This is a genomic window from Corynebacterium sp. HMSC074A09 (genome assembly GCF_001811545.1).
Taxonomy (GTDB): Bacteria; Actinomycetota; Actinomycetes; order Mycobacteriales; family Mycobacteriaceae; genus Corynebacterium; species Corynebacterium hiratae.
The window spans coordinates 19,483-41,237 of sequence record NZ_KV805111.1 but is presented as its reverse complement, the minus strand read 5'-3'; the positions used below and the strand labels follow the sequence as shown (position 1 = coordinate 41,237).

Genomic DNA, 21,755 nt, shown 5'->3' with positions numbered 1-21,755 from the left:
AGGGTTAGTCTAGCGCGCTAGCTCCGCCACCCGTTTAACGGCCGCCTCGATGGCGAAGTCCTCGTCCCCGCCCTGGCCCTTGACCGCGGCATCCAGCTCCGCCATGAGGATCACGGCTTTGGTGATGTTCTCCCCCGACCAGCGCCGCGCCACCGGTTGGGTGAGTTTTACCGCGTAGGGCGCCATGCCGGTCTGGGAAGCCAGCGAGTACTGATCCCCGCGCGCGGAGTAAAGCCGCGCGATATTGCCCACCTTGTTAGCCAGCGCCGAGGCGATGGCCACGGGGCTCGCCCCTAACTGCAGCGCCCGACGGCACGTGGAGACCGCCGCCTCCACGCGGCCAGCCACAGCAGCATCCGCGATATCCCAATTGGCTACCTCTGCCACACCTACGTAGTACGCGTGTACCGCCTCGCGGGTTACCTTGCCTCCTGTGTCGAAGACCAATTGCGAGATGGCGGAGGCGAGTTCGCGGAGGTCGGAGCCGACGCCGTCGAGAAGCGCCTGCACCACATCCGGGGTCGGTCGCACCCCGTGCGAGGCGAACTCGCGGGTGGCCCACTGCGCGAGCTCGTTCGGGTAGAGGGAAAAGACCTCATGCACCTCGGCCGCCTTGCGCAGCGCCGCGATGAGCTCCGGCGGCTTCTTCTTTTTCTTCAGCGTCTTCGCCGTCACCGAGTAGATCAAAATGAGCGTGATGCCGGGCATCGGGTTGGCGCAGGCGTCGAGGAGGATCTTCGTGACCTCCTTGCCGGCCCGCTCCACATCACTGATGACGATGACGCGGTCCTCCCCAAACAGGGAGGGGCTGGTCGCTTCCAGGATTTCGCCTTCGCTCACCTCGGAGGCCTTGAGCTTGGTTACTTCGCCGTGTTGGATACTCAGGCGGGCGCGCTCGGCCAGGAATTCGTCATCGCCGAGGATGAGGTGCACGGGGGCTGAAGACATACCTGTCATCTTAGCAACGCCGCGATGATCCACCCGCCGAGCAACAGGACCGCAATAGGGCCGGCGGCCACGGTGGTCACGGGCATCGAGGAGGCGACAAAGTGGATCCAATCCGCCAAGGGCTCAATGAGGATCACAAGCGGCCTGCCCAGCCCCACCTGCGCCAGGGCGGCGGCGATAAGCCCCACGACGGTGATGACCGGCACGACCGGAGCCACCAGCACGTTGGCGATGACAGAGACCACCGAGACCCGCCCGGACATCAGCGCGATGAGCGGCATGGTCACGATATCCGCGGCGATGGCCACGGCGAAGGCGCGGGCGACAATACCTGTGCCCAGCACGCGCAACAGCAGCGGGGTCAGCGCCACGATGCCGGCGGTCGCCGCCACGGAGAGCGCGAACCCAAAGCTGACCGCTAGGTCGCTGTCCGCCGCGAGCAGGAACAGCACGCCGAGGGAGAGCGCATGGAGCGGTTCCATCTTCGAGGAGTGGAGCACCGCCACCAAACCGGCCAGCCCAGCGACGGTGGCGCGCTGGACGGAGGGCTCCCACCCCACCAGCGCCACGAATAACGCCAACGCGCTTGCCGACGCCCCCACCCTCGCCCGCGGCCCCGGCACCACCAACGCGGCCGCGGTGCACACGATGGCGACGTTAGAGCCGGACACGGCACTCAAGTGCGACAGCCCGGTGTCGATGTAAAGCTGCTTGTCCTCGGGGCTTTGCAGGCTGGTATCGCCCAGCACCATGCCAGGGATAAGGCCGTTATCGCACACGGCGCGGAAGTTCTCCGCCACCGCGGCGGTCCAGCTATGGGCGTGCGCGGTGAGTTCACCGCTGAAGACGGTCTGCCCTACCCCTACCCGGTCAGACGGACCGGGGTGACCGTGCACCGTAACGAGGGAGCCGCTGAAGGCCTCCGGTTCCTCCTTGAGGAAGACCGGCAGCTGCGCCGGATAGCCGGGCACGCGCAAGCGCACCATCCATCCGGAGGCGGTCTGGGTGGGCTCGGCGGCAAGTTTTCCCGTCACCTCCGAACCAAAATGAAAGCCCGCCGCGCGCACCGAGCGCACATGCGCAAGGGTGGCGAAGATGGCCCCACTCGCCGCGCACAAGATGCCCTGGCCGCGCCACTGCCCGCCCAAGAACGCGAACGCCACGAGCCCACCCAGCAGCCAGGGGTAGCCGAAAAGTACTGCGAGCGTGGCCAACCATGCGACCACCGCGGCGGGTACGAGCCGCAGCTCTCTCACGGCCGAACCTTGTCCTTGAGCTTCGCGAACTTCGCCGGGCCGATGCCGGAGACGTCCATGAGTTGCTCCACGGTGGTAAAGCTCCCGACTTCCTCGCGGTGCGCGATGATCGCCGCAGCCGTGGCCGGCCCTACCCCGGGAAGCTCAGTGAGCTCCTCCGCGGTGGCGGAGTTGAGGGAGATAGTGTCTTCGGCCGTGGCACCTGGGGCAGCGGGAGGAGCGCCGACGGTGATCTGTTCGCCGTCGTTAAGCTTCTGCGCCAGGTTGAGGTTGTCGGTGGGCACGCGCGGGCGTGCCACCTCAAGGGCGTCGTTGATGCGCGCGCCCGGTGCCAAGGTCACCAGGCCCGGCTGCTCGACGTCGCCCACGACGGAGACCACGATGTCGGCCGCCACCTCGCTGCTCGGCGCGGCCACCTCATAAGGGTTCTCCGCGCTGCGGCTCAGCCCCAGCCAGGCGAGGAGCGCAACGCCGGCTAGCCCCGCTACGACAAGCGCCAGCCAGGGTGGCACGCGCACGCGCGGAAAGTCGACGTTGAGCAGTTCTTCTTCCCCGGTGGGGCGGGTGAGGTCACGGAGGCGATCAGCAATGGCGTTCATGCCCGCGACGCTACGCAGCGCCCGCACCCCCGTCGAGGGCTTAAGCCGCAGCCTGTGGATAACTTGTTGAAGACATCAACAACGTCTTTAGCTCGGCTCCGCCGTCAGCTAAAGACTGCGGAGACGCCGATGGCTCCGGGGCCGACGTGGACTGCGAGGACGTCGGTAAGCGGCACCAGCATGAAGGAGGAATCCGGCAAGGCCAAACGCAGCAAGTCCTCCAGCCGGCGGGCCGAGACCTTGTCCTCGTTGTACTGCACCACGATGAACGCCGGCTTGCCCTCCGCGCGGGAGGCCACCAGATCCACGAGCTTGGTAAAGGCCTTGGTTTGGGTGCGGGTCTTGCCCACCATCTCCAGCTTGCCGCCCTCAATCGCCATGATTGGCTTGGTGGCCAGCAGCGCGGTCGACAGCATCGCCGTGGCCGCGGACATGCGCCCAGAACGGCGCAGCTCCTCCGTCGAGCTGAGATAGACCAAGGTGTGCCCGCGCTCGAGGGTGTTGATGGCGGCGGCATAGCACTCGTCGAGTGAGGCGCCTTCCTGGGCAAGCTTCGCTGCGGCCATGGCAGCGGCACCCATGACCATGCCCGCGGTGCCGGAATCGATGACGCGCACGGTGTCGGGGAAAACGCCGGAGGCAGTCACCGCCGCCGACCACGTCGAGGACAGTTCCTTCGACAGGTGGATGGCTAGCACCCCGTCATCGCCGGAGCGCTCCATCTGACGGCCGTATAAAGCGGCCAATTCGAGGGCAGTCAGACCCGAGGTGGACAGCTCCGCGCCATCCTTGCCGTGGCTTTCCATGACGTGCAGGTCCACGACGCAGATGTCGAGCTCCTCGACGATATCCGCCGGCAACCCCGCGGCGGAATCGGTGACGACGCGAATCACTAGACGTCCGCCCCGGCGCCACCAACAACGGCGCCGCCCATGTTCCAGCCGTCGAAGTACCACTGGGCGCGGCTGACGTTCTCCGGGGTGAATTCCAGCGGGGAGAGCGGACGAGCGGCATCGAACTCGGGCCGCGCGGTCAGCTGCGACCAGTGAGTGTTCTTCAAACCGGAGAGAATCCCGTACTGGTGGTGCTCAAGGCCCAATAGGTGGCAGGTCAGCGCGGAAATGGCGCCGCCGTGCGCGACGACAAGCACCGCGCCTTCATCCCAGTCGAAGTGCTCCTGCATGAGCTCATCAATGACCGGGCGGGCTCGGTTGGCCACATCGACGCGGCTTTCGCCCTGCGGCGGCGCCCAGGTGGGGTCGTGGCGCCACAGCGCACGCGCCCCGGGGTACTGCTCATCCACCTCGGCGGAGGTCATCCCCTGCCACTCACCGAGGTGGGTTTCACGCAGGCGCTTATCGACGGTTACCGCAAGCCCCAAGTGACGGGCGATGATCTCAGCGGTTTCGCGGGCACGGATGAGGTCCGAGGCGACAACCGCGGTGATGCCTTTATCCTCGAGCAGGTCAGCGGCAGCGCGCGCTTGGGAGTACCCTACGTCCGACAGCTCGGTGTCCAGGTGCCCCTGCATCCGTCCGGTGGCGTTGTAGGTGGTTTGCCCGTGGCGGATGAGGAGGAGACGGCGGGTCATAATTCGTCATCTTCCGGCTCTGGCTGGGCCAGGGGAATCTCATCGATCGAGTCCACGTCGCGCGGGTTGACTTCATCAGACCACTCGCCGGGGCGTTCCGGGGTGTCCAGACCGGGGATGTCGAGAAGCGGGCAGTCGTGGTAGAGGCGATCCAGGCCGTAAAACTCGCGCTGATCGTTGCGCTGGACGTGGACCACGATGGGGCCGTAATCGAGCAAGACCCACCGGTTCTCACGATTGCCTTCGCGGCGCTTGGGCTCAAAGCCCTGCTTGGTCAGCTCGTCCTCGACTTCCTCGACGATGGACGCCACTTGGCGCTCGGTATCGGCGGAGGCCAAGACGAAGACCTCGGTAATCGCCAGCACGTCGGAAACGTCAATAGCGGCAATGTTGGTGGCCAGCTTTTCATCCGCAGCCAAGGCGGCGGTTTCCGCCATCTGGCGTGCTTCATCAGTAATCGACATGACAATCCCTACACAAGTACTTTTCTCTTAAGAACTCTAGTCTTACACGACAAGGCGCATTTTCCTAGTCGAATTCCCCCCGCCTCTGCGCGGATACTACAGCGGTTTTTCCGGGTGCGGGCTGTAGAGGTGATTCTTGGCGATGTATTGCACCACCCCATCCGGCACCAGGTACCACACCGGCTGGCCCTGCTCGGCGCGGGCGCGGCAATCGGTGGAGGAAATGGCCATGGCGGGAATCTCGATCAGCTCGATGTCGTCTTGGGAGCCCTCCGGCAACATGTCCTTGCGTAGCTCGTAGCCGGGGCGGGTCACGCCAACGAAGTGCGCCATCTCCAGCATCTCTTCCCAGTTCCGCCAGCTCATGATGGAAGCGACAGAATCCGCACCGGTAATGAAGTAGAGCTCGGCATCGGGGAAAAGCTCGCGCAAGTCCCGCAGCGTATCGATGGTGTAGGTGGGGCCCTCGCGGTCAATGTCTACGCGGGAGACGGTAAAGCGCGGGTTTGAAGCGGTGGCCACCATGGTCATCAGGTAGCGATGCTCGGCGGCGGTGACCTGCTTATCTGCCTTCTGCCAGGGCTGGCCGGTGGGCACAAAGACCACCGTATCGAGGCGGAAACGGTGGGCTACCTCGCTAGCAGCGACGAGGTGGCCGTTGTGGATCGGATCGAAGGTGCCACCCATGATGCCGATGCGTTGTGGACTAGTCATGGCTGGTGAGTATACCGGCCACAGCATCAATGACCTGCACGTCCTGCTCGGTAGGCTCCCCCAGGAAGTAGGAGGCATGGCGCTTGGCCTTCGTGGCTAACGCTCGGTTGGCGGCTTCCGGGGAGAAGTCGCAGACGAAATCACCGTCCAAGCAATAATCGACGGCGCGGTGTTCCGGCAGCCCGGCGCGGTTCTTGGTCCACGGTACTTGGTGGAGCGGATTGCCGAACGTCAGCACCGCATGCAGGCGCCCGGTATCAGCGAGGTAGCTTTGGGCGCTTGTCGCGACGAGCGCGCCCTGCGAGTAGCCAGCGGCCACCCAGCGCGGGCGGCAGCCGGTGGTGGCTTCATAGTCTTCGACCACCTTTGGGGCGTTGCGGACACCGGTGCGCAGACTATCGACGGCTCTCAGCGTCACCGAGTACGCCAAGTCCCCAATGGGGTGATTCTGGAGGATCTCCATGATTCGCCGCACGACGTCACGCGGGCTGAGGACCTCTCCCTCCTGCGCCAAGGGCGGCAGGTTCATGGCGGCGGGGTATGCCTCCGGATCGAGCGCAAGTACATAGACGCCATCCATAGCGCCCGGGTGGCGCTGCTCGACCTGGTGAAACAGCGCAGCAAAGTTACGCCCCTCAAAGCCCGTGGATTCTGGCGCACGCGCGGAGTAGCGCTGCGGGCCCACGTATTCGCCGTGCTCCTCGTTCTGATCCGAGCCGCGCGCGACAAGCACTGCGGTCTCGGGGCAGGTGTCGATACCGCCCGCCGAGGCCGCAGGAACGTTCAGGAGAAACGCTGCTGCGCCAAGCGCGGCACACATGCTAAGAGAAAGAGGCTTCACCCTTTCCTGTTTAGCGGAAACGAACGCTGTCTACCATGCGGCCGATGGAATCGTAGACCTGGTTATCCCACTCGTGGTAGGTGAAGAAGTACTGGCCGTGGGAGCCGCCAGTGGGCTTAGCGGCGTAGAGGGTATGGGCGGAGAGATCGCACACGGCATCGAGGGGCAGGCAGTAGTCCACGCGGCTGACGTTGGCGCGCATCTGCGGGAAGTGGCCCATCGGGCCGCCTGCGCCCTGGGTCGCACCGACAACGGCCGGATCCCCGGCGCGGGTCAGCGGGTTGCCAAAGGTCACGACACCGGCGAGCTGGCCGCGGTGGGCTAGCTCCAGCTCGTGGTTGGACAGGACCATAGCACCTTGGGAGTAGCCGGACAGGATGTACTGCGGGTGGCAGCCGGTAGCGGCCTCGTAGTTGTTGATGGCGCTGGTCACGCCGCGCTTGCCGGTCTGTACGGAGTACATGAACTGGTTGATGGCGGAGACCGCGGTGTTGATGACCGGGTTGGCGTACTGTGCGGCTAGGCGCACCAAGTCGGCCGCGGTGGTGGGAAGCGACTCGTTCGGCACGGAATACTCCGGGTACGTCGCCGGATAGTATTGCGGCTCCAGCCCCAGCACGTAGACATCCTTCATCAGCGAGTTGCCACCGTGTGTTGCCTGATAGCGCGCTTCAGCGCCGTGCAACATAGCGCGGATGGATTCGCCTTCCCACCCATTGGAGGCTCGGCCACCCTGGTTGGAGTACTGCGTGGGATAGATCTGGCCGTTCTGGCCGGAGCCGCGCGCGGCGACGACGACCACGGCGGGGCACTGTTCGTCGGCATGCGCGGCGGGTGCAGATACGGTGTTCGGGACGATGAGGGCGGCCGCGGCCACGATGGCGGCGGCGACGGAGGAAGCAATGCGGGACAGCATGAGCGGAAGGCACCAATCAGTTCTTTGTTATTACCGCGCTTTAGAGTACCCAGTCCTGTCCCGCCGCGCAGCACGAACCCCACACAAGGCGAACAATCTACTCGAAAAGTTTTCGAGTAGGATGTTTTGCGCAGGTCAGGCTCGAAAAATTCCTTTCGAGTAGCTTTCGAGTAGCTTTCGAGCTCTACTCAGCTCACCCAAAAGGCCCCTCAACAAACCACACTGCCCGCGGATCGCGCGGACCATTACCCCTCCATTTCACAAGCCCCTTGTCACGCATGGCTTGCAATGCACGACGCACAGATGGAATTGACACGCCAAGAGCTTCGGCCACTTCTCCCGTAGACATTGGACGTGCGCTCGTTTCCAACGCTGCCAACGCCCCTTCAGCATGGCGGGGCAAATCCTGCAGCACTTGCTCGTTCAATCGTTGAATTGCCTTCAACGTCAGAACAACGCTGCCACTGGTCTGCACATAAGAGGGATCAGCAAAACCGACGCGGCGCATACCAGCGAACATACGCCGGATGCCCTCGCCCAGTTCTTGGCCTATGCGTAACTCAGCAGTAACGCGTGCAATGAGGGGGTTACGCGCGAAACGTGCTATCGATTCAGGCTTAGCGGGATCAACAAGACCCGGAAAACGTCCGGGGCTAGAAATCTCAATCCGACTGGGGTACACCTCAAATCGAATATGATCACCCGACATACTGTATGAACGGTGCACAACAGCGTTAACTAGGCCTTCCAGCCACACATCATGCGGAATGAGATTCTCGTCCTCAAATAACCCCGCCCCCGACAACCTACGAACCGTCGGCAGCATCCCACCGATTACCTCTTGTGCTGCACGGATCTGATCAGGCAACGGACCATCAAAGCGACGGTCTTCCATCAACTGCTGTTGCTGACCTGGCAGGCGCTCATCTTCTGCGAAGCGAAGTACTCGGATGTGAGCATTCGGGAAAAACTCTTGCGGATTCTTTCCAAACAGCAAGAGCGCGGCGGTCCGCGGACGCCCCTGGCGGTCAATCAGATTCCGCGCGTTGAGTGAATCTACGCCGGAAGACGAACCGATAATGTCAGCGTAATTTTCGACTAAGGACATATCGAGATCTTCTGAGCTAGCATGCGCCGGCACAGTAGCATCGTACTGCTGCTCGCCCTTGGTGTATCGAAGCTCGAGGATGTCATCGGCCTTGAGATGCCTAGACTCGTCTCCCACCCGCAGGTAGCACTCCCCCGACCTCAAATAGTGAACACGTTCGCTGGGCAGGATATGAAAGAGGAACACCTCTACGCCTTCGTCAATTTCGAGCGTTTCAATGCGAACTTTAACGGTCGGATCCGTATGGTCCAACGCGGTCTGCCGCAAATCGTTCCCCTGCCCCGCTGTGGGGCGGCCGTCAAACTCACGATCCGTAATCCCCACGGCAACAATGCCACCCTCAGCGTTAGCCATTCCGACGATTGTCTTTGCCAAATCCTTGGGCTTGATTCGGAACGATTTACGATCGAACCACTGATCTTCGGGCACGCTCAAGAGCAGCTGTGGCTCTTCGTGAAAGTTTCGAGTTACGCTCACAGAGCAACATCCTACTCGAAAAGTTTTCGAGTAGGATGTTTTGCGCAGGTCAGGCTCGAAAAATTCCTTTCGAGTAGCTTTCGAGCTGCCTCTAGGGGCGCGTCTGGCCGGTGCCCTGCAGCACCCACTTGGTAGACGTCAGCTCCGGCAGAGCCATCGGGCCGCGCGCGTGCAACTTCTGAGTGGAGATGCCGATTTCCGCGCCCATGCCGTAGACCTCACCGTCAGTAAACGCGGTGGAGGCGTTGAGCATGACGGCCGCAGCATCCACCTCGTTGGCGAAGGTCAGCAGCACGTCAGCGTCCTGGGCGGCGATGGCTTCGGTGTGGCCGGTGGTGTACTCGGCGATGTGCGCGATGGCGCCATCAACACCGTCGACGACCTTGGCGCAGATATCCATGGAGAGGAATTCTTCGCGCCACTCTTCGTCGGTGGCCTCCACGGCGTCCTTAACGCCGAAGGCTTCGAGCTCCTTCACATCGCCGTGGATGGTGACGCCTGCCTCCTGGAGGGAGGTGATGATGCGGAGCTTTGCGGCGTCGTCAAGCGCGGCGTCGATCAGCACGCCTTCCGTAGCATTGCACACCGAGGTGCGGCGGGTCTTGCCGTTGATCACCATATCGGTAGCCTTGTCCAGGTCAGCGGAGGCATCGACGTAGAAGTGGCAATTGCCGGTACCCGTCTCGATGGCGGGGACGGTAGCGTTTTCCACCACGGCATTGATGAGGCGCGCGCCGCCGCGCGGGATGACCAGGTCCACCAGTCCGCGGGCGGTGATGAGGTCCTGCACAGAATCGTGGGTCTCACAGGGCAAAAGCTGCACGCCTTCGCGCGGCAAATCGAACTCCACGAGGGTGTCCTGGAGGAGCTCCACGAGCTTAGCGTTGGAGTTCTTCGCGGACTTGGAGCCGCGCAGCAGCGGCACGTTGCCGGACTTGAGGGCCAGGCCGAAGGCATCGACGGTGACGTTCGGGCGGGCCTCGTAGACCATGCCCATCACGCCGAGCGGCACACGGACCTGCTTCATCTGGATGCCGTTATCCATGGTGCGGCCCTGCAGAATCTCCCCTACCGGGTCCTGGAGGGAGGCCACCTGGCGCAGGCCGCCGGCAATGCCCTCGATGCGGTCGGCGTCCAGCGACAGGCGGTCGATGAGTGACTCGGACATGCCGTTGGCGCGGCCGGCCTCGATATCGAGCTGGTTGGCAGCGAGGATATCCTCGGTGTGCGCGATGAGGTTCTCGGCAGCGCGGTTGAGGATTTCATTCTTGCGCGGGGTGGGCAGCTGCGCGAACTGTGGCGCCACCGCCTTGGCGGCGCGGGCTTTGGACAGAACTTCTTCACGTTCGGTGTTGCTCATGCCATACCAGCGTACGGAAGGTCTGCCCGCTTGTCAGGGATTTTGTGCAGCTATGGCTTTAAGCAACGCCAGTCTTAGGCCCCGAGCTCGCGGCGGCGCTCAGCGGCGGCACGCAGGCGCTCAGCGCGCTTTTTCTTTTCCCCTTCGGAAAGCTCATCGAAGAGCTCTTCATCCGACTCGCTGAACTTCAACACCCCGCGCGCAGCCCAGGAAGCGAAGAACGCGATGACGGGCGAGATCCAGAAATAGCTCCAGTCAAAGACGAAGAGGCCTAGGAAGAGCGCGATCATCGCCACCGACCAGATGACGGAATCCGCTATCTGCACCTTGCGTCCGCGGGAGAGCATATCCTCCAGCTCCGCCTCGTGGCGGGTAGCGGGTGCTGTAGCACGTGGGGTGGAAAGCTCCGGCAGGTCCGCAAAGAGCTTTTCGACGTCTCCGCGCGTGCGCGCCGCGGCAGCCTCGCCGGTGCGCTGCTCGAATTCATCGGGGCCCAACGCACCGTTGACGAAGTGCTGGCTCAACTGCTCCAGGGCCTCAGAGCGCTCCGCATCACCAACGCGGATATCGGGGTTCTCCATTAATAACCTGCCTTCGGGTCAACCAGAGTGGGCAGCTCCTCCCCCGCCGCGAAAGCCTTGGCCACCTTGATGGTGTGCGCGCCAATCTTCTCGCGCACGGAGCGCTGCGTATTGGCAATGTGCGGGGTGATAACCACGCGCTGATCCCGCCACAGCGGGTGATCCTCCGGCAGCGGCTCTGGGTCGGTGACGTCGAGCGCGGCACCCGCGATCTCGCCCGACTCGAGTGCTGCGAGGAGGTCCTCGGTGTTGATGAGTGGGCCGCGGCCCACGTTAACCACCACTGCATGCTCCGGCATCTGTTGGAAAGCCTCCGCATCCACCATGTGGCGGGTCTCCGGGGTCAGCGGAGCGATAAGGACGAAGTAATCAGCCTTCGGCCAAACCTTGTCCACCTGGGAAATCGGGTAAGTTTCCTCAGCGCCCTCAACCGGGTTGCCGGAGCGGTTGACCGCAATGATGCGCGGCCCGAAACCAGACAGCATGCTAATCAGACGCTTGCCAATGCCACCGGCACCAATAATGGCCACCGTCTTATCGTCGTAGAGGTAGGAGGTGTGGGCCTCCATGTCCGCATAGGAATCGAACGTGCCGTTGACGCGACGGTGCGCGTGCAGCTGCGCCAGAAGCAGCGCGATGGTGGATTCCGCCACCGTGTTGTCATAGACCCCGGCGGCGTTTGACCACGGCACGCTGCTCCCCTTCATTGCGTCGAGCACGTGGTCCACGCCCGCCGAAGGAATCTGCACGAAACCAATGTTCTCCGGCAGCGGGTCCGGGAAGTCGGTGCCGTCGCCGGTGTAGATGAGGAAGGAGGCCTCATCTAGCCGGGCGCGCTCAAAGCCCGCGGCGTCAAGCACCTCGATGGTTTCCTCCCACGGGTGTGGTTCGATGGCGTACTTCATGCACATCCTCCTTAGCTAGTATCCGGCGTCCGGGTCGACGCGCGTGGGCATATCCTCGCCGCGCTCCCACGCGGCGGCGTTGGCATTGAAGATAGCACCCAGGTGGTACTGGGCCACGTGATCCGAGGCCGCCATGTGCGGGGTCAGCGTAGCGTTGGGAAGCTCATAGAGCGGGTGGCCATCCGGAAGCGGCTCCGGATCCATGACCTCGAGGCCCGCTCCCGCGATCTCGCCCGTGCGCAGTGCATCCACGAGATCATCAGTGACTACGGTGCTGCCGCGGCCGACGTTGATAAACACCGCCGAGCGCTTCATGGCGCGGAACACCGCAGCATCAAAGAGAGCTTCCGTCGCTTCTGTCGCCGGCAGAATGCTCACCACGAAATCCGCCTCGCCCCATGCTTCGTCGACGCGCTCGATAGGGAGTGTTACGTCCGCGCCGTCCACTGGGCGGCCCGAGCGGTTCACCGCGGTGATGTGCACGCCAAAGGGCCGGAGATAGGCCATGAGCTGCGTGCCGATTCCTCCCGCGCCCACGATGAGCACGCGCGTAGGCCCCTGTTGGTCATAGAGCCAGGCCTGGGATTCATCGAGCTCACGCGCCACCGACCAGGACTTCGCCAGCGCGAAAGCCTTGTGGTGGTGCGCCTGGGAGAGCATGAGCCCCAGCGCGGATTCCGCCACGGGCTTGGCAAAAGCGCCGGCGGAGTTGCACCACGGCAGGCCATCCGGCCGGATGAGCCCGGCCTCGATATGGCGGTTCACCCCGGTGAAGCAGTATTGCACCCACTGGATATTCTCCGGAATCTCCGGGGTCTGCGCCGGGTCCGAGGCGGTGTTCACAAAGACCTCGGCTTCCGCCAAGCTCTCCACGCGCTCGTGCCCGGCTGCGTCGATATCTGCCACGGTCGCTGCCCACACATCGGGGCCCATGAAATAGCGCATTAAATTCGGGACGCGAAATTGGACAGGTAGTCGGCGTGAACAACCGGGCGGCGCATGTCCTCCGGCAGCTCCTCGGTGTGCTTGCCCAGCAGGTTGCGCAGCGTGGCGGAGTCATAGCCCACCTCACCGCGGCCAATGACCTGGCCCTTGGGGCCCATAATGTCCACGATCTCACCGGCGCTGAACTCACCCTTGATATCCGTGATGCCCACGGCCAACAGGGAGTTTCCGCCGCGGACCACGGCTTCCATGGCGCCCTCGTCGAGGCGCAGCGAGCCGCCGGTATCCGCGCAGTAGAGCGCCCAGAACTTCCACGCAGACAGGCGGCGCTCCTCACGGGTGTGGAAGACGGTGCCTACGGAGGCGTCGTCAAGCGCCTGTCCGATGTTATCCGCCGAGGTCAGCAGCACGGGAATGCCGCCGCGGGTGGCCAAGCGCGCAGCAGAGACCTTCGTGGCCATGCCACCGGTGCCGACCTTGCCGCCGTCACCAGCAACAACCGCCTTGAGGTCCTTGCCGGTGCGCACCTCCTCGACGAACTTGGCATCGGGCTCCGCCGGGTTCTTGTCATAAAGGCCGTCCACGTCGGAGAAGAGGAAGAGGGCATCCGCGCCAACCAAGTTGGCCACGAGCGCGGAGAGGCGGTCGTTATCACCGAAGTGCATCTCGGAGGTCGCGACGGTGTCATTCTCATTAACGATGGGCACCGTGCGCATCTGGCGCAGGCGGTCAATGGTGCGCTGGGCGTTGCGGGCGCGATCGCGCTTGCCGACGTCCGACGCGGTCAGCAGCACCTGCCCAATGGTGCGGTTATAGCGGGCGAAGGACACGCCCCACTCGTAGGCGAGGTGGACCTGGCCCACCGCGGCAGCTGCCTGCTTGGTGGCTAAATCGGTGGGGCGCGTGGTCAGGCCCAGCGGGCCCATGCCCGCAGCCACCGCACCGGATGAGACGATGATGATGTCCGAGACATTCATGCGGGCGCACACAGCGTCAACGATCTTGTCGATCTTCTCAGTCGAGGTCACGAAGTCATCGCGCGTCAACGACGAGGAGCCGATCTTGATGACGATGCGCTTGGCCTTGGAGATCTCCTCACGCAGGGGTGAGGAAAAACCACTGGATTTTTCCGACAGCGTGGTCGTCTCCGGATAGTCCATGTCCGGGGTTGGACCCTCAAAGGGTTCGAGGGGAAGAGGATAGTCGATCTGGTTGTCGTGTTCGGATGACATACCGGCTCAGTATACCGGGCTAGCCCTGCCAGCGATCGCGGTTTGCGGACTCGCGCGTGACCTCCCCATCCGTGCCAAAGTCGAACTCGTCGACGAGACCGCGGCGCGCCTGGGAAGCGCGCTTACGCTCGGCAGCCGAGACTCGCTCGGTGCTCATGAGGCGGCCATCCTGTCCGCGGCCAGCGTCGGTCGCGCGGCCACCAGCCATGGGCTCGTACTCGAAGGTGATGTCCCCGATGGTCACGGGGCAGCCTTCCTGCGCGCCTTGGCGGTGCAGTTCCTCTTCGACACCGGCCTTGGCAAGGCGGTCCGCAAGGTAGCCCACGGCCTCGTCGTTTTCGAAGTCCGTCTGGCGGATCCAGCGGTCGATCTTTTCGCCTTCGACGATGAAGCCGCCCTCCACCTCGGGGTCTGGGGTGACGGTGAAGTCGGCGAACCTGCCCTTCTTTTTCTTGCCCACGGACTTCGGCTGAATAATGGTGTGGTTCTTGTCCGCGGCGACCTTGGGCTGAGCCTTGCGGTGCTCGTTGACCATCTCCATGAGCTTGTACTTCAGCGGGTCGAGGCCCTTGCGCGCGACTGCGGAAATGATGAAGACGGGCCAGCCGTACTTCTCTTCGAGGTCACCCTTGACAAATTCTGCTAGCTCTTCGGCCTCGGGAATGTCCGCCTTGTTGAGGATGATGACGCGCGGGCGCTCGCGCAGATCCCCCAGGCCGGTGTCCTGCTCCAGCAGCTCTTGGTACTTGGCCAGCTCGGTCTCGAGGGCCTCGATATCGGAGAGCGGGTCGCGGCCCGGCTCGATGGAGGCGGTATCCACCACGTGCGCGAGCACCGCGGTGCGCTCGATGTGGCGCAGGAAGTCGAGTCCCAAGCCCTTGCCCTCGGCGGCCCCAGGGATCAGGCCCGGAACATCCGCCATGGTGAAAGACTCATGGCCCATGTCCACTACGCCCAGGTTGGGCTGGAGGGTGGTGAAAGGATAGTCACCAATCTTCGGCTTGGCCGCCGAGAGAACAGAAATAAGGGAGGACTTACCCGCGGAAGGAAAGCCCACGAGGCCGACGTCCGCCATGGACTTCAGCTCCAGGATGAGATCGCGCGCCTCACCAGGTTCTCCCTGCAGCGCAAAGCCCGGAGCCTTACGAGCAGCCGAGGCCAGTGCTGCGTTACCAAGTCCGCCGAAACCGCCCTCCGCAGCCACGAAGCGGGTCCCCGGGACCGTGAGGTCCGCGAGCATCTCCCCATCCTCGGTATAGACCACGGTGCCTGCCGGCACCTCCAGAATGAGGTCCTTGCCGCGCGCGCCGTTGCGCCAGTCGCCAGCACCGTTGCCGCCACGCTCGGATTTGATGTGCGGGCGGTAGTGAAAGTCCATCAGCGTATGGATTTGGGTTGAGACCTCCAGCAAGATGTCTCCGCCGTGGCCGCCGTTGCCGCCATCGGGCCCGCCGAGCGGCTTGAACTTTTCGCGGTGAACGGAGGCGCAGCCGTGTCCGCCATCGCCTGCCTGCAGGTGCAAAACCACTCGGTCAATGAATCGTGCCATGCCCGTTAGTCTAACGGTTCCTGGCATACCGTCCTAGTTGAGCACTGCCGGGGATCTGAAGCCCACGGCCCCTTTAGTCTTCTCCACGCTCTCCCGCCACGCCGGCCGCGTGAAAACGACAAAATCCCGAGCAAACGCTCGGGATTAAGCCATGAAGCTCTTAGGCAGTTGCTTCTGCAGCAGCCTCTTCAGCCGGAACAATGTTGACCAGACGACGGCCACGCTTGACGCCGAACTCAACAGAGCCTGCAGCGAGAGCGAACAGGGTATCGTCGCCGCCGCGACCAACGTTCTCACCCGGGTGGAACTTGGCGCCGCGCTGACGCACGATGATCTCGCCGGCCTTAACCTGCTGACCACCGAAGCGCTTGACGCCGAGACGCTTGGACTCAGAATCGCGACCGTTGCTGGAGCTGGAAGCACCCTTCTTGTGTGCCATGTGGTTTTCCCTCCTTCAGGGATGAATTAGTGCCGGTTAAGGCTTACTTGATACCGGTAATCTTCAGCGTGGTCACCGGCTGACGGTGACCGAGGCGACGCTTGTAACCAGTCTTGTTCTTGTACTTGAGGATGTCGATCTTCGGGCCCTTGCCCTGCTCGACAATTTCAGCGGAGACGGAGACCTTCTCGAGGTCTGCGGCCTTCGACTTGACGGTTGCGCCATCGACGAGCAGAACCGGGGTGAGAGCAACGGAGGAACCCGGCTCACCCTCGATCTTCTCGACCTTGACGAGGTCACCTTCAGCAACCTTGTACTGCTTTCCGCCGGTCTTGACGATCGCGTACATAGAGGGCTACCCCTTATCTAAACTCGGCTCGCTAGCAGCTGGGTGGTGCCGCTAACGAATGGACATTGGACATTGGCGTTTAGAACCACATCCGCGAGAGACGTGCGGAAACCGCAGCGCGTCCCATCGAGCGCATTCATGGTCTAAACAGCGACTGTCAAAGACTACCCCGTGAGGGGGCGAAAAGGCAAAACGCCTTTTCTAGCGCGACCTGCGCCGTGCTACTCGACGCCTCCCGCGCCCGCCCCTGCGCCTTGTCGACGCCGTAGTCTCCTCGCGCTCCTTCGCCTCAGTGCTGTGCTCCGCGCCCCTACCGCGTTCCTTCGGTGCCGGCGCGGATTGGCTCTGCGCCATCTTGCGCACCACTCGGCGGCGACCGCGGCTGCGGGTCGCGCGCACGTTCATGTTCTCGCCCGACTCCGCGGCCTTGCGCTCTGCCTTGGCCTCCTTTTTAGAGGTGGCCAGCGGAGCGTCCTTGGCTGGGGTCTCGTCCTGTGCAAAGTCTTCGCGCTTCGGGCGAATATCCGAACGGGAATTTCCGCGTGTGCGGCGCTTGCGGCGCGGCGAGTTCTCGAAAGCCTCGACGGCTTCCTCGTAGGTTGGCTCCGAGCGCTGTGCGGAGGACTTCTTCTCCGCTTCAGCGTTCTTAGCGTTCCTATCCTGCTTGCCTTGCTGCGCGCGCAAGCCCTCACTCGTCTCCTCGCGCTGTGGCTCCCGGAAGGTACGCGTTGCCCGGCGCGGCTTGCGCGAGCGCTTCTGCTTGGATTTCGGCTTCGATCGCTTCGCTTCCAGGCTTTCCGCTACCGCGTAGCCAATGGACGCGCTATCCGGCGTCTCCGCGTCATCGTCGTCCACGACGACCACGCTGGCCACGAGTTCCTCCAGCGAAGATTCTTCGTCGCGCGCTGCTTCTTCATTGTCAGCACGGGCAGCCTCATGCTCGGAAGCGGCATCGTCGTCCTCGCGATGCATACGGACGGCGGCCGGGTGCTTCTTCGGATCGCGCTGCGGTGCACGGCGTTCCTTACGGCCGCGGCGCTGCGGCTTCGAGTTATCCTCTTCCGTCTCCTCATCAACCGGGTACTCGTGAATGATGATTCCTCGGCCATGGCAGGCCTCGCACTCGGTGGAGAAAGTCTCGATGAGGCCGGTGCCCACGCGCTTGCGCGTCATCTGCACCAAGCCCAGTGAGGTGACCTCAGAAACCTGGTGACGAGTCCGGTCGCGCCCCAACGCTTCCTTGAGGCGGCGCAGCACCAGATCCTGGTTTTCCGGCAAGACCATATCGATGAAGTCCACGACGATCATGCCGCCGATATCGCGCAGGCGCATCTGGCGCACGATCTCCTCGGCCGCCTCGAGGTTATTTCGCGTCACCGTCTCTTCCAGGTTGCCGCCGGAGCCGGTGAACTTGCCCGTGTTGACGTCAATGACCGTCATGGCCTCAGTGCGGTCGATGACGAGGGTGCCGCCAGACGGCAGCCACACCTTGCGGCCCAGGGCCTTCTGCAGCTGCTCATCAATGCGGTAGGCGCTGAAGGCATCCTCGCCATCGTGCTCGCGGGCGTCGTATCGCACCACGCGGTCGGCCAAGTCATGCGCCATGGAATCAACGTAGGCGCTGACCGTGTTGTAGGAACGCTTGCCGTCCACCACCAAGGTGCTGAAGTCCTCGTTGAAAAGGTCACGCACCACCTTGATGAGCAGGTCCGGCTCTTCGTACAGGGTGACCGGCTTGGCGCCCTTCGTTGCCTTTTCGTGCGCGGCGCGGGCGCTAATGTCCTCCCACAATGAGTGGAGGCGGTTGACGTCGGACGCGATGTCCTCCTCCGACACGTTTTCCGCTGCGGTGCGGATGATGGCGCCGCCATCCCCCGGGATGACGCGCTCCAGAATCCCCTTGAGGCGCTTGCGCTCCGGCGCCGGCAGCTTGCGGGAAATGCCCGCGCTGCGCCCGCCCGGCACATACACCAGGAAACGACCGGCCAGGGAAATCTGAGTGGTCAAACGTGCGCCCTTGTGCCCGATGGGATCCTTGGCCACCTGGACCAGGACTTGGTCACCGGACTTCAGCGCGTTTTCCACCTTGCGGCTGCGCCCACCAATGCCCAGGGCGCGCCAGTCGATGTCTCCCGCGTACAGCACGCCGTTTCGGCCCTGTCCGATATCGACGAAGGCGGCCTCCATCGAAGGCAAGACATTTTGCACGCGGCCCAAGTAGATATTGCCAATCTGGGAAGGGTGCGTCTCGGTCGTGACAAAGTGCTCGACCAGGAGATCATCCTCCAGCACACCAACCTGGGTGATGATGCCAGCGCCGTCGGTACGCTGCTTATCGCGCACCACCATGGTGCGCTCTACAGATTCGCGGCGCGCCAAAAACTCCGCTTGGGAGACGATGTGCTGGCGCTCGCGGCCCTTCTCCCGCAGCTCCGCACGGCGGCGACGCTGCGCCTCGATGCGGGTTGAGCCCTTAATCGCCTTCGGCTCGTCGATGTGCTCGACTTCCTCGCGGACTACCCCGCGGCCTTCTGCTCCGCGGCCACGAGAGGTACCGCGGCTGCCGCGACGGCGACCGCGCGGCTGGCTTGCCGGTGCCGAATCTTCCTCGATTTCTTCCTCGCGTTTTTCTGACTTCTGACGCTTGGCCAGCGGAGTGATCTTCGGCGCCATGAAGACCGGCGCGAAGTCGTACACGTCCGGGTCTTCCTCAGCCATCGGGGTGATCAGCGGAGTGAGCTCGTCGTCCTCGTCGCTATCACCGGCCTCGGCGAGCGCCTCGTGCAGCATTTCGGCATCGACCTTGTCGACGATCTGCGAAATCTCGTTATCAACGTTCTTGCGCACGCGCTCGCGCAGCTTTTCTTCTTCCTCGCTCAGCTGCTCCGGCTGCCCGGCCTGTTCAGTATCCTGTGTCGAGTCCTGTGCCTGTGCAGCTTCCTGCGGCTCCCCCGCGCCATCCTGTTGCGCAGCAGACTCTTCCGGTGCGGGTTCCTCTGCCTGCTCCTTCGGCTCAGCCTTCTTGCCTGCCTTGCTCACGCGCTTCGCCGCGCGCTTGGTGCGCTTCTTCTTCACCGTCTTCTCCGGCTTTTCCTCAGCCGGGGCTTCAGTAGTTTCTTCGACAGGTTCTTCGGGGGTCTGCGCAGCATCGGCCGTGACTGCAGCCTGCTCGGCGTCCTCGGCGGCGGCCTGATTGGTGTCCTCAGTGGCTGGCACGAGGGCATCGATAAGCTGACCCACCTCCTCCGGCGTAAGTGTGGATTGTGCGGACTTCTTGATGCCCATCTCCGCGAACTGGGCCACCAATTCCTTGGAGGCCACGCCCACCTGCTTAGCCAAGGCATAAAGGCGAGTCTTAGGCGCGAGCGCCTCGCGGTCAATCCCCGCTACAGCCGCGGCCAACGTCGATTCAGTGCGTGCTTCTTCTGTTTCTGTTTTCTTCTTGGATGCCATCAGTGGCTAATCTCCTGACGTTGTGCTCACCCCGGGCGCAGGTTGCCGCCACACGGCGGTGAGACTTTGAAAAAATTCTCTTCATCTTTATTTAGTTGTCAGTGCCTTCCATTCTGGCACAGAGCTCGACCGAGGCTCACATGTTAGTATCGCCGCTATGTCCGACAGCGCGCCCACAAACACACCGGCAGAGCGGAAAATACCTGTCCACGCGCCACGCACAGTGGCGCAGGCGCGCGCTCGTAACGAGATTGCACTGCGGGATATTGTGACCGTGGCCGTGCCCGCGGGCATCGCCTCCGGCCTTCGCGCCGTTGACCTCCCTTACCCCTACGCGGTCCCGGTCTACGCGGTACTCATCATGGTGATGCTCTACGGAGTCTTCCGCATCATTCGCAGCGAGCCGAGGTTGGTGCAGGCCTCCCAAGAAGAGTACCGGGCGGGCGATTACCCTCTTCTCGCCTATTTTCTACCGGTGCTTGCTATCTTCTCCCCTCTCATCACTGAGGGAATTAAATCCACCGGGATTATCGGCGATGTCTCACCCAACCCTATCCTTATCGCCGCTGGACTTACTGCTTTCTCCATCCCTGCGTTCATCTTCGGTGGCCGCGCTTTCGGTACCACCTCCTACCGAGTGGGCAAGCGACGCATCAAGGCCATCACCGAACAAGGAAGCCTCGAAGGCGTCACTCAAGCGAGCATCGCCGCAGTAGAAACTCACCCGGAAGTCCTCAGCGGGCTAGTCGCCGCCGGTGCAGTCACTGGCAATACCACCTCCATCTCTGAGCTGGGGCGGCTGATCGGCTACGAGGAGGGGCTCGAAGAAGAACTCCGTGAACTCGAAGCGGCCGGCGTGGTGAAACTGCCTGGTCTCATCAAGTGGAGTGGTGAGCGGACCTTTAACATCACTCTGACCGAAGCTGGCGTGCGCAGCATGGACGCTGCACGCACGCGCTAGCGCGGAAGAGTGGCATCTCCCGGGAAGAGTTTCGGGCCAATCCAAAGTATGAAATAGACCAGACCAACGAGGACTGGAATCTCAACAAGAGGACCAATCGTTCCGGCAAGGGCTTGAGCAGACATCGCTCCGAAGGTGCCGATGGATACTGCAATAGCAAGCTCAAAGTTGTTTCCTGCTGCAGTGAACGCCACGCTGGCAGACTGCGCGTAATTCATGCCAACGGCCTTTGCTACGCCCAGCGACAGCACAAACATGCCCACGAAGTAGATAACCAGCGGCACGGCCACGCGCACTACCGTTGCTGGCTGCTCCACAATGTGCTCGCCCTGCAGGGAAAAGAGCAACACAATTGTGTACAGCAGACCAATCATGGCCAGGGGCGATACGGCTGGGAGGAAGCGGTTCTCAAACCATTCCCGTCCTTTTACCTTTTCGCCCCACACGCGAGACAGCGCACCCAACAGGAACGGTATGCCCAAGAAGACGAGTACGGCCTTGACGATGGCCCAGAAGGAAAAGTCAGCGCTCGTCGTGTCCAGGCCCAGCCATCCGGGGAGGACGCGCAGGTAGAACCAACCCAGAACACCAAACATAGCGACCTGGAAGATGGAGTTCAGGGCGACAAGCACAGCCGTTGCCTCGCGGTCAGCGCATGAGAGGTCCGACCACACAAGCACCATGGCGATACAGCGAGCAAGGCCCACAATGATGAGGCCGGTGCGCAGCTCCGGCTGGTCCGCCAAGAACAGCCACGCCAGGGTAAACATAAACGCCGGCCCCACCAGCCAGTTGAGGACGAGCGATACCGCCATGAGGCGGCCATCCGTGGCAATTTCCTTGGTCTTCTCGTAGCGAACCTTGGCCAAGGGTGGGTACATCATGACGAGGAGACCAATGGCGATCGGGATGGAAATCCCGCCGATTTCAACGGCGCCCAAGGCTTGGCCAATCCCGGGAATGAAGTGGCCAATGAGCAGTCCGGCAGCCATCGCCAGAATGATCCACATGGGTAAAAATCGGTCAAGAAAAGACAACTTCGGGCGCTGCGACACAGCCATGTCCCC

21 protein-coding genes are annotated in these 21,755 nt (G+C 63.0%); 1 reads left to right on the top strand and 20 read right to left on the bottom strand.

Features of this window, described 5'->3' with window-relative positions:
- Window positions 1-9 precede the first annotated feature (9 nt).
- From holA to HMPREF2807_RS01665, 19 genes are all read right to left on the bottom strand, one after another.
- Window positions 10-957 (bottom strand): DNA polymerase III subunit delta, encoded by a 948-nt coding sequence (gene holA, locus HMPREF2807_RS01755; protein ID WP_070509990.1) that lies wholly within the window; start codon window positions 955-957, stop codon window positions 10-12.
- Complete coding sequence (locus HMPREF2807_RS01750; protein WP_070509987.1) at window positions 954-2,204, bottom strand: ComEC/Rec2 family competence protein; 1,251 nt, start codon at window positions 2,202-2,204, stop codon at window positions 954-956. The genes holA and HMPREF2807_RS01750 overlap by 4 nt, the downstream gene beginning before the upstream one ends.
- Window positions 2,201-2,803, bottom strand: a complete 603-nt coding sequence (locus tag HMPREF2807_RS01745) for a ComEA family DNA-binding protein (RefSeq protein WP_049156481.1) — start codon at window positions 2,801-2,803, stop codon at window positions 2,201-2,203. Before HMPREF2807_RS01745 ends, HMPREF2807_RS01750 begins: the two co-directional genes overlap by 4 nt.
- Window positions 2,804-2,907: 104 nt before the next feature.
- Entirely contained in the window at window positions 2,908-3,696 is a 789-nt protein-coding gene (locus tag HMPREF2807_RS01740) for a DegV family protein (RefSeq protein WP_046648993.1), read from the bottom strand.
- On the bottom strand, window positions 3,696-4,394 hold the full coding sequence (locus tag HMPREF2807_RS01735) for a histidine phosphatase family protein (protein WP_070509984.1): 699 nt from the start codon (window positions 4,392-4,394) through the stop codon (window positions 3,696-3,698). The genes HMPREF2807_RS01740 and HMPREF2807_RS01735 overlap by 1 nt, the downstream gene beginning before the upstream one ends.
- Window positions 4,391-4,858, bottom strand: a complete 468-nt coding sequence (gene rsfS / locus HMPREF2807_RS01730; RefSeq protein ID WP_046648992.1) for a ribosome silencing factor — start codon at window positions 4,856-4,858, stop codon at window positions 4,391-4,393. The genes HMPREF2807_RS01735 and rsfS overlap by 4 nt, the downstream gene beginning before the upstream one ends.
- 96 nt (window positions 4,859-4,954) lie before the next feature.
- Window positions 4,955-5,572 carry a nicotinate-nucleotide adenylyltransferase gene (gene nadD / locus HMPREF2807_RS01725; protein ID WP_049156470.1) on the bottom strand — a complete coding sequence of 206 codons (618 nt, stop codon included), beginning with the start codon at window positions 5,570-5,572 and terminating at the stop codon, window positions 4,955-4,957.
- The gene (locus HMPREF2807_RS01720) at window positions 5,565-6,413 is read right to left on the bottom strand and encodes a cutinase family protein (RefSeq protein WP_070509981.1); all 849 of its coding nucleotides are present in this window, start codon (window positions 6,411-6,413) and stop codon (window positions 5,565-5,567) included. The genes nadD and HMPREF2807_RS01720 overlap by 8 nt, the downstream gene beginning before the upstream one ends.
- Window positions 6,414-6,423: 10 nt before the next feature.
- Entirely contained in the window at window positions 6,424-7,329 is a 906-nt protein-coding gene (locus HMPREF2807_RS01715) for a cutinase family protein (protein WP_070509978.1), read from the bottom strand.
- 193 nt (window positions 7,330-7,522) lie between these two features.
- Window positions 7,523-8,914 carry an RNA-binding domain-containing protein gene (locus HMPREF2807_RS01710; RefSeq protein ID WP_070509975.1) on the bottom strand — a complete coding sequence of 464 codons (1,392 nt, stop codon included), beginning with the start codon at window positions 8,912-8,914 and terminating at the stop codon, window positions 7,523-7,525.
- Window positions 8,915-9,005: 91 nt separating this feature from the next.
- Window positions 9,006-10,274: a glutamate-5-semialdehyde dehydrogenase gene (locus HMPREF2807_RS01705; protein WP_070509971.1), complete on the bottom strand. Its 1,269-nt coding sequence runs from the start codon at window positions 10,272-10,274 to the stop codon at window positions 9,006-9,008.
- Between the two features lie 74 nt (window positions 10,275-10,348).
- On the bottom strand, window positions 10,349-10,855 hold the full coding sequence (locus HMPREF2807_RS01700) for a DUF1707 SHOCT-like domain-containing protein (RefSeq protein ID WP_070509968.1): 507 nt from the start codon (window positions 10,853-10,855) through the stop codon (window positions 10,349-10,351).
- Window positions 10,855-11,760, bottom strand: a complete 906-nt coding sequence (locus tag HMPREF2807_RS01695; RefSeq protein ID WP_070509965.1) for a D-isomer specific 2-hydroxyacid dehydrogenase family protein — start codon at window positions 11,758-11,760, stop codon at window positions 10,855-10,857. Before HMPREF2807_RS01695 ends, HMPREF2807_RS01700 begins: the two co-directional genes overlap by 1 nt.
- 15 nt (window positions 11,761-11,775) lie before the next feature.
- On the bottom strand, window positions 11,776-12,705 hold the full coding sequence (locus tag HMPREF2807_RS01690; protein WP_070509961.1) for a D-isomer specific 2-hydroxyacid dehydrogenase family protein: 930 nt from the start codon (window positions 12,703-12,705) through the stop codon (window positions 11,776-11,778).
- Window positions 12,705-13,865, bottom strand: a complete 1,161-nt coding sequence (proB, locus tag HMPREF2807_RS01685; protein ID WP_232751595.1) for a glutamate 5-kinase — start codon at window positions 13,863-13,865, stop codon at window positions 12,705-12,707. Before proB ends, HMPREF2807_RS01690 begins: the two co-directional genes overlap by 1 nt.
- A gap of 91 nt (window positions 13,866-13,956) precedes the next feature.
- Entirely contained in the window at window positions 13,957-15,486 is a 1,530-nt protein-coding gene (obgE, locus tag HMPREF2807_RS01680; protein ID WP_049157130.1) for a GTPase ObgE, read from the bottom strand.
- A 160-nt stretch (window positions 15,487-15,646) separates the two neighbouring features.
- A complete protein-coding gene (gene rpmA / locus HMPREF2807_RS01675; RefSeq protein ID WP_070509955.1) occupies window positions 15,647-15,925 on the bottom strand; it encodes a 50S ribosomal protein L27 in 279 nt (92 codons plus the stop codon).
- Between the two features lie 43 nt (window positions 15,926-15,968).
- Entirely contained in the window at window positions 15,969-16,274 is a 306-nt protein-coding gene (rplU, locus tag HMPREF2807_RS01670) for a 50S ribosomal protein L21 (RefSeq protein ID WP_010190885.1), read from the bottom strand.
- A gap of 201 nt (window positions 16,275-16,475) precedes the next feature.
- The gene (locus HMPREF2807_RS01665; protein WP_046648983.1) at window positions 16,476-19,727 is read right to left on the bottom strand and encodes a translation initiation factor IF-2 N-terminal domain-containing protein; all 3,252 of its coding nucleotides are present in this window, start codon (window positions 19,725-19,727) and stop codon (window positions 16,476-16,478) included.
- Between the two features lie 157 nt (window positions 19,728-19,884).
- Here HMPREF2807_RS01665 and HMPREF2807_RS01660 point away from each other — a divergent pair, with 157 nt between their 5' ends.
- Window positions 19,885-20,688: a hypothetical protein gene (locus HMPREF2807_RS01660; protein WP_049157132.1), complete on the top strand. Its 804-nt coding sequence runs from the start codon at window positions 19,885-19,887 to the stop codon at window positions 20,686-20,688.
- Here HMPREF2807_RS01660 and arsB read toward each other — a convergent pair.
- Entirely contained in the window at window positions 20,685-21,749 is a 1,065-nt protein-coding gene (arsB, locus tag HMPREF2807_RS01655) for an ACR3 family arsenite efflux transporter (RefSeq protein ID WP_049157134.1), read from the bottom strand. The two genes, HMPREF2807_RS01660 and arsB, sit on opposite strands and share 4 nt — an antisense overlap.
- Between the last annotated feature and the right edge of the window lie 6 nt (window positions 21,750-21,755).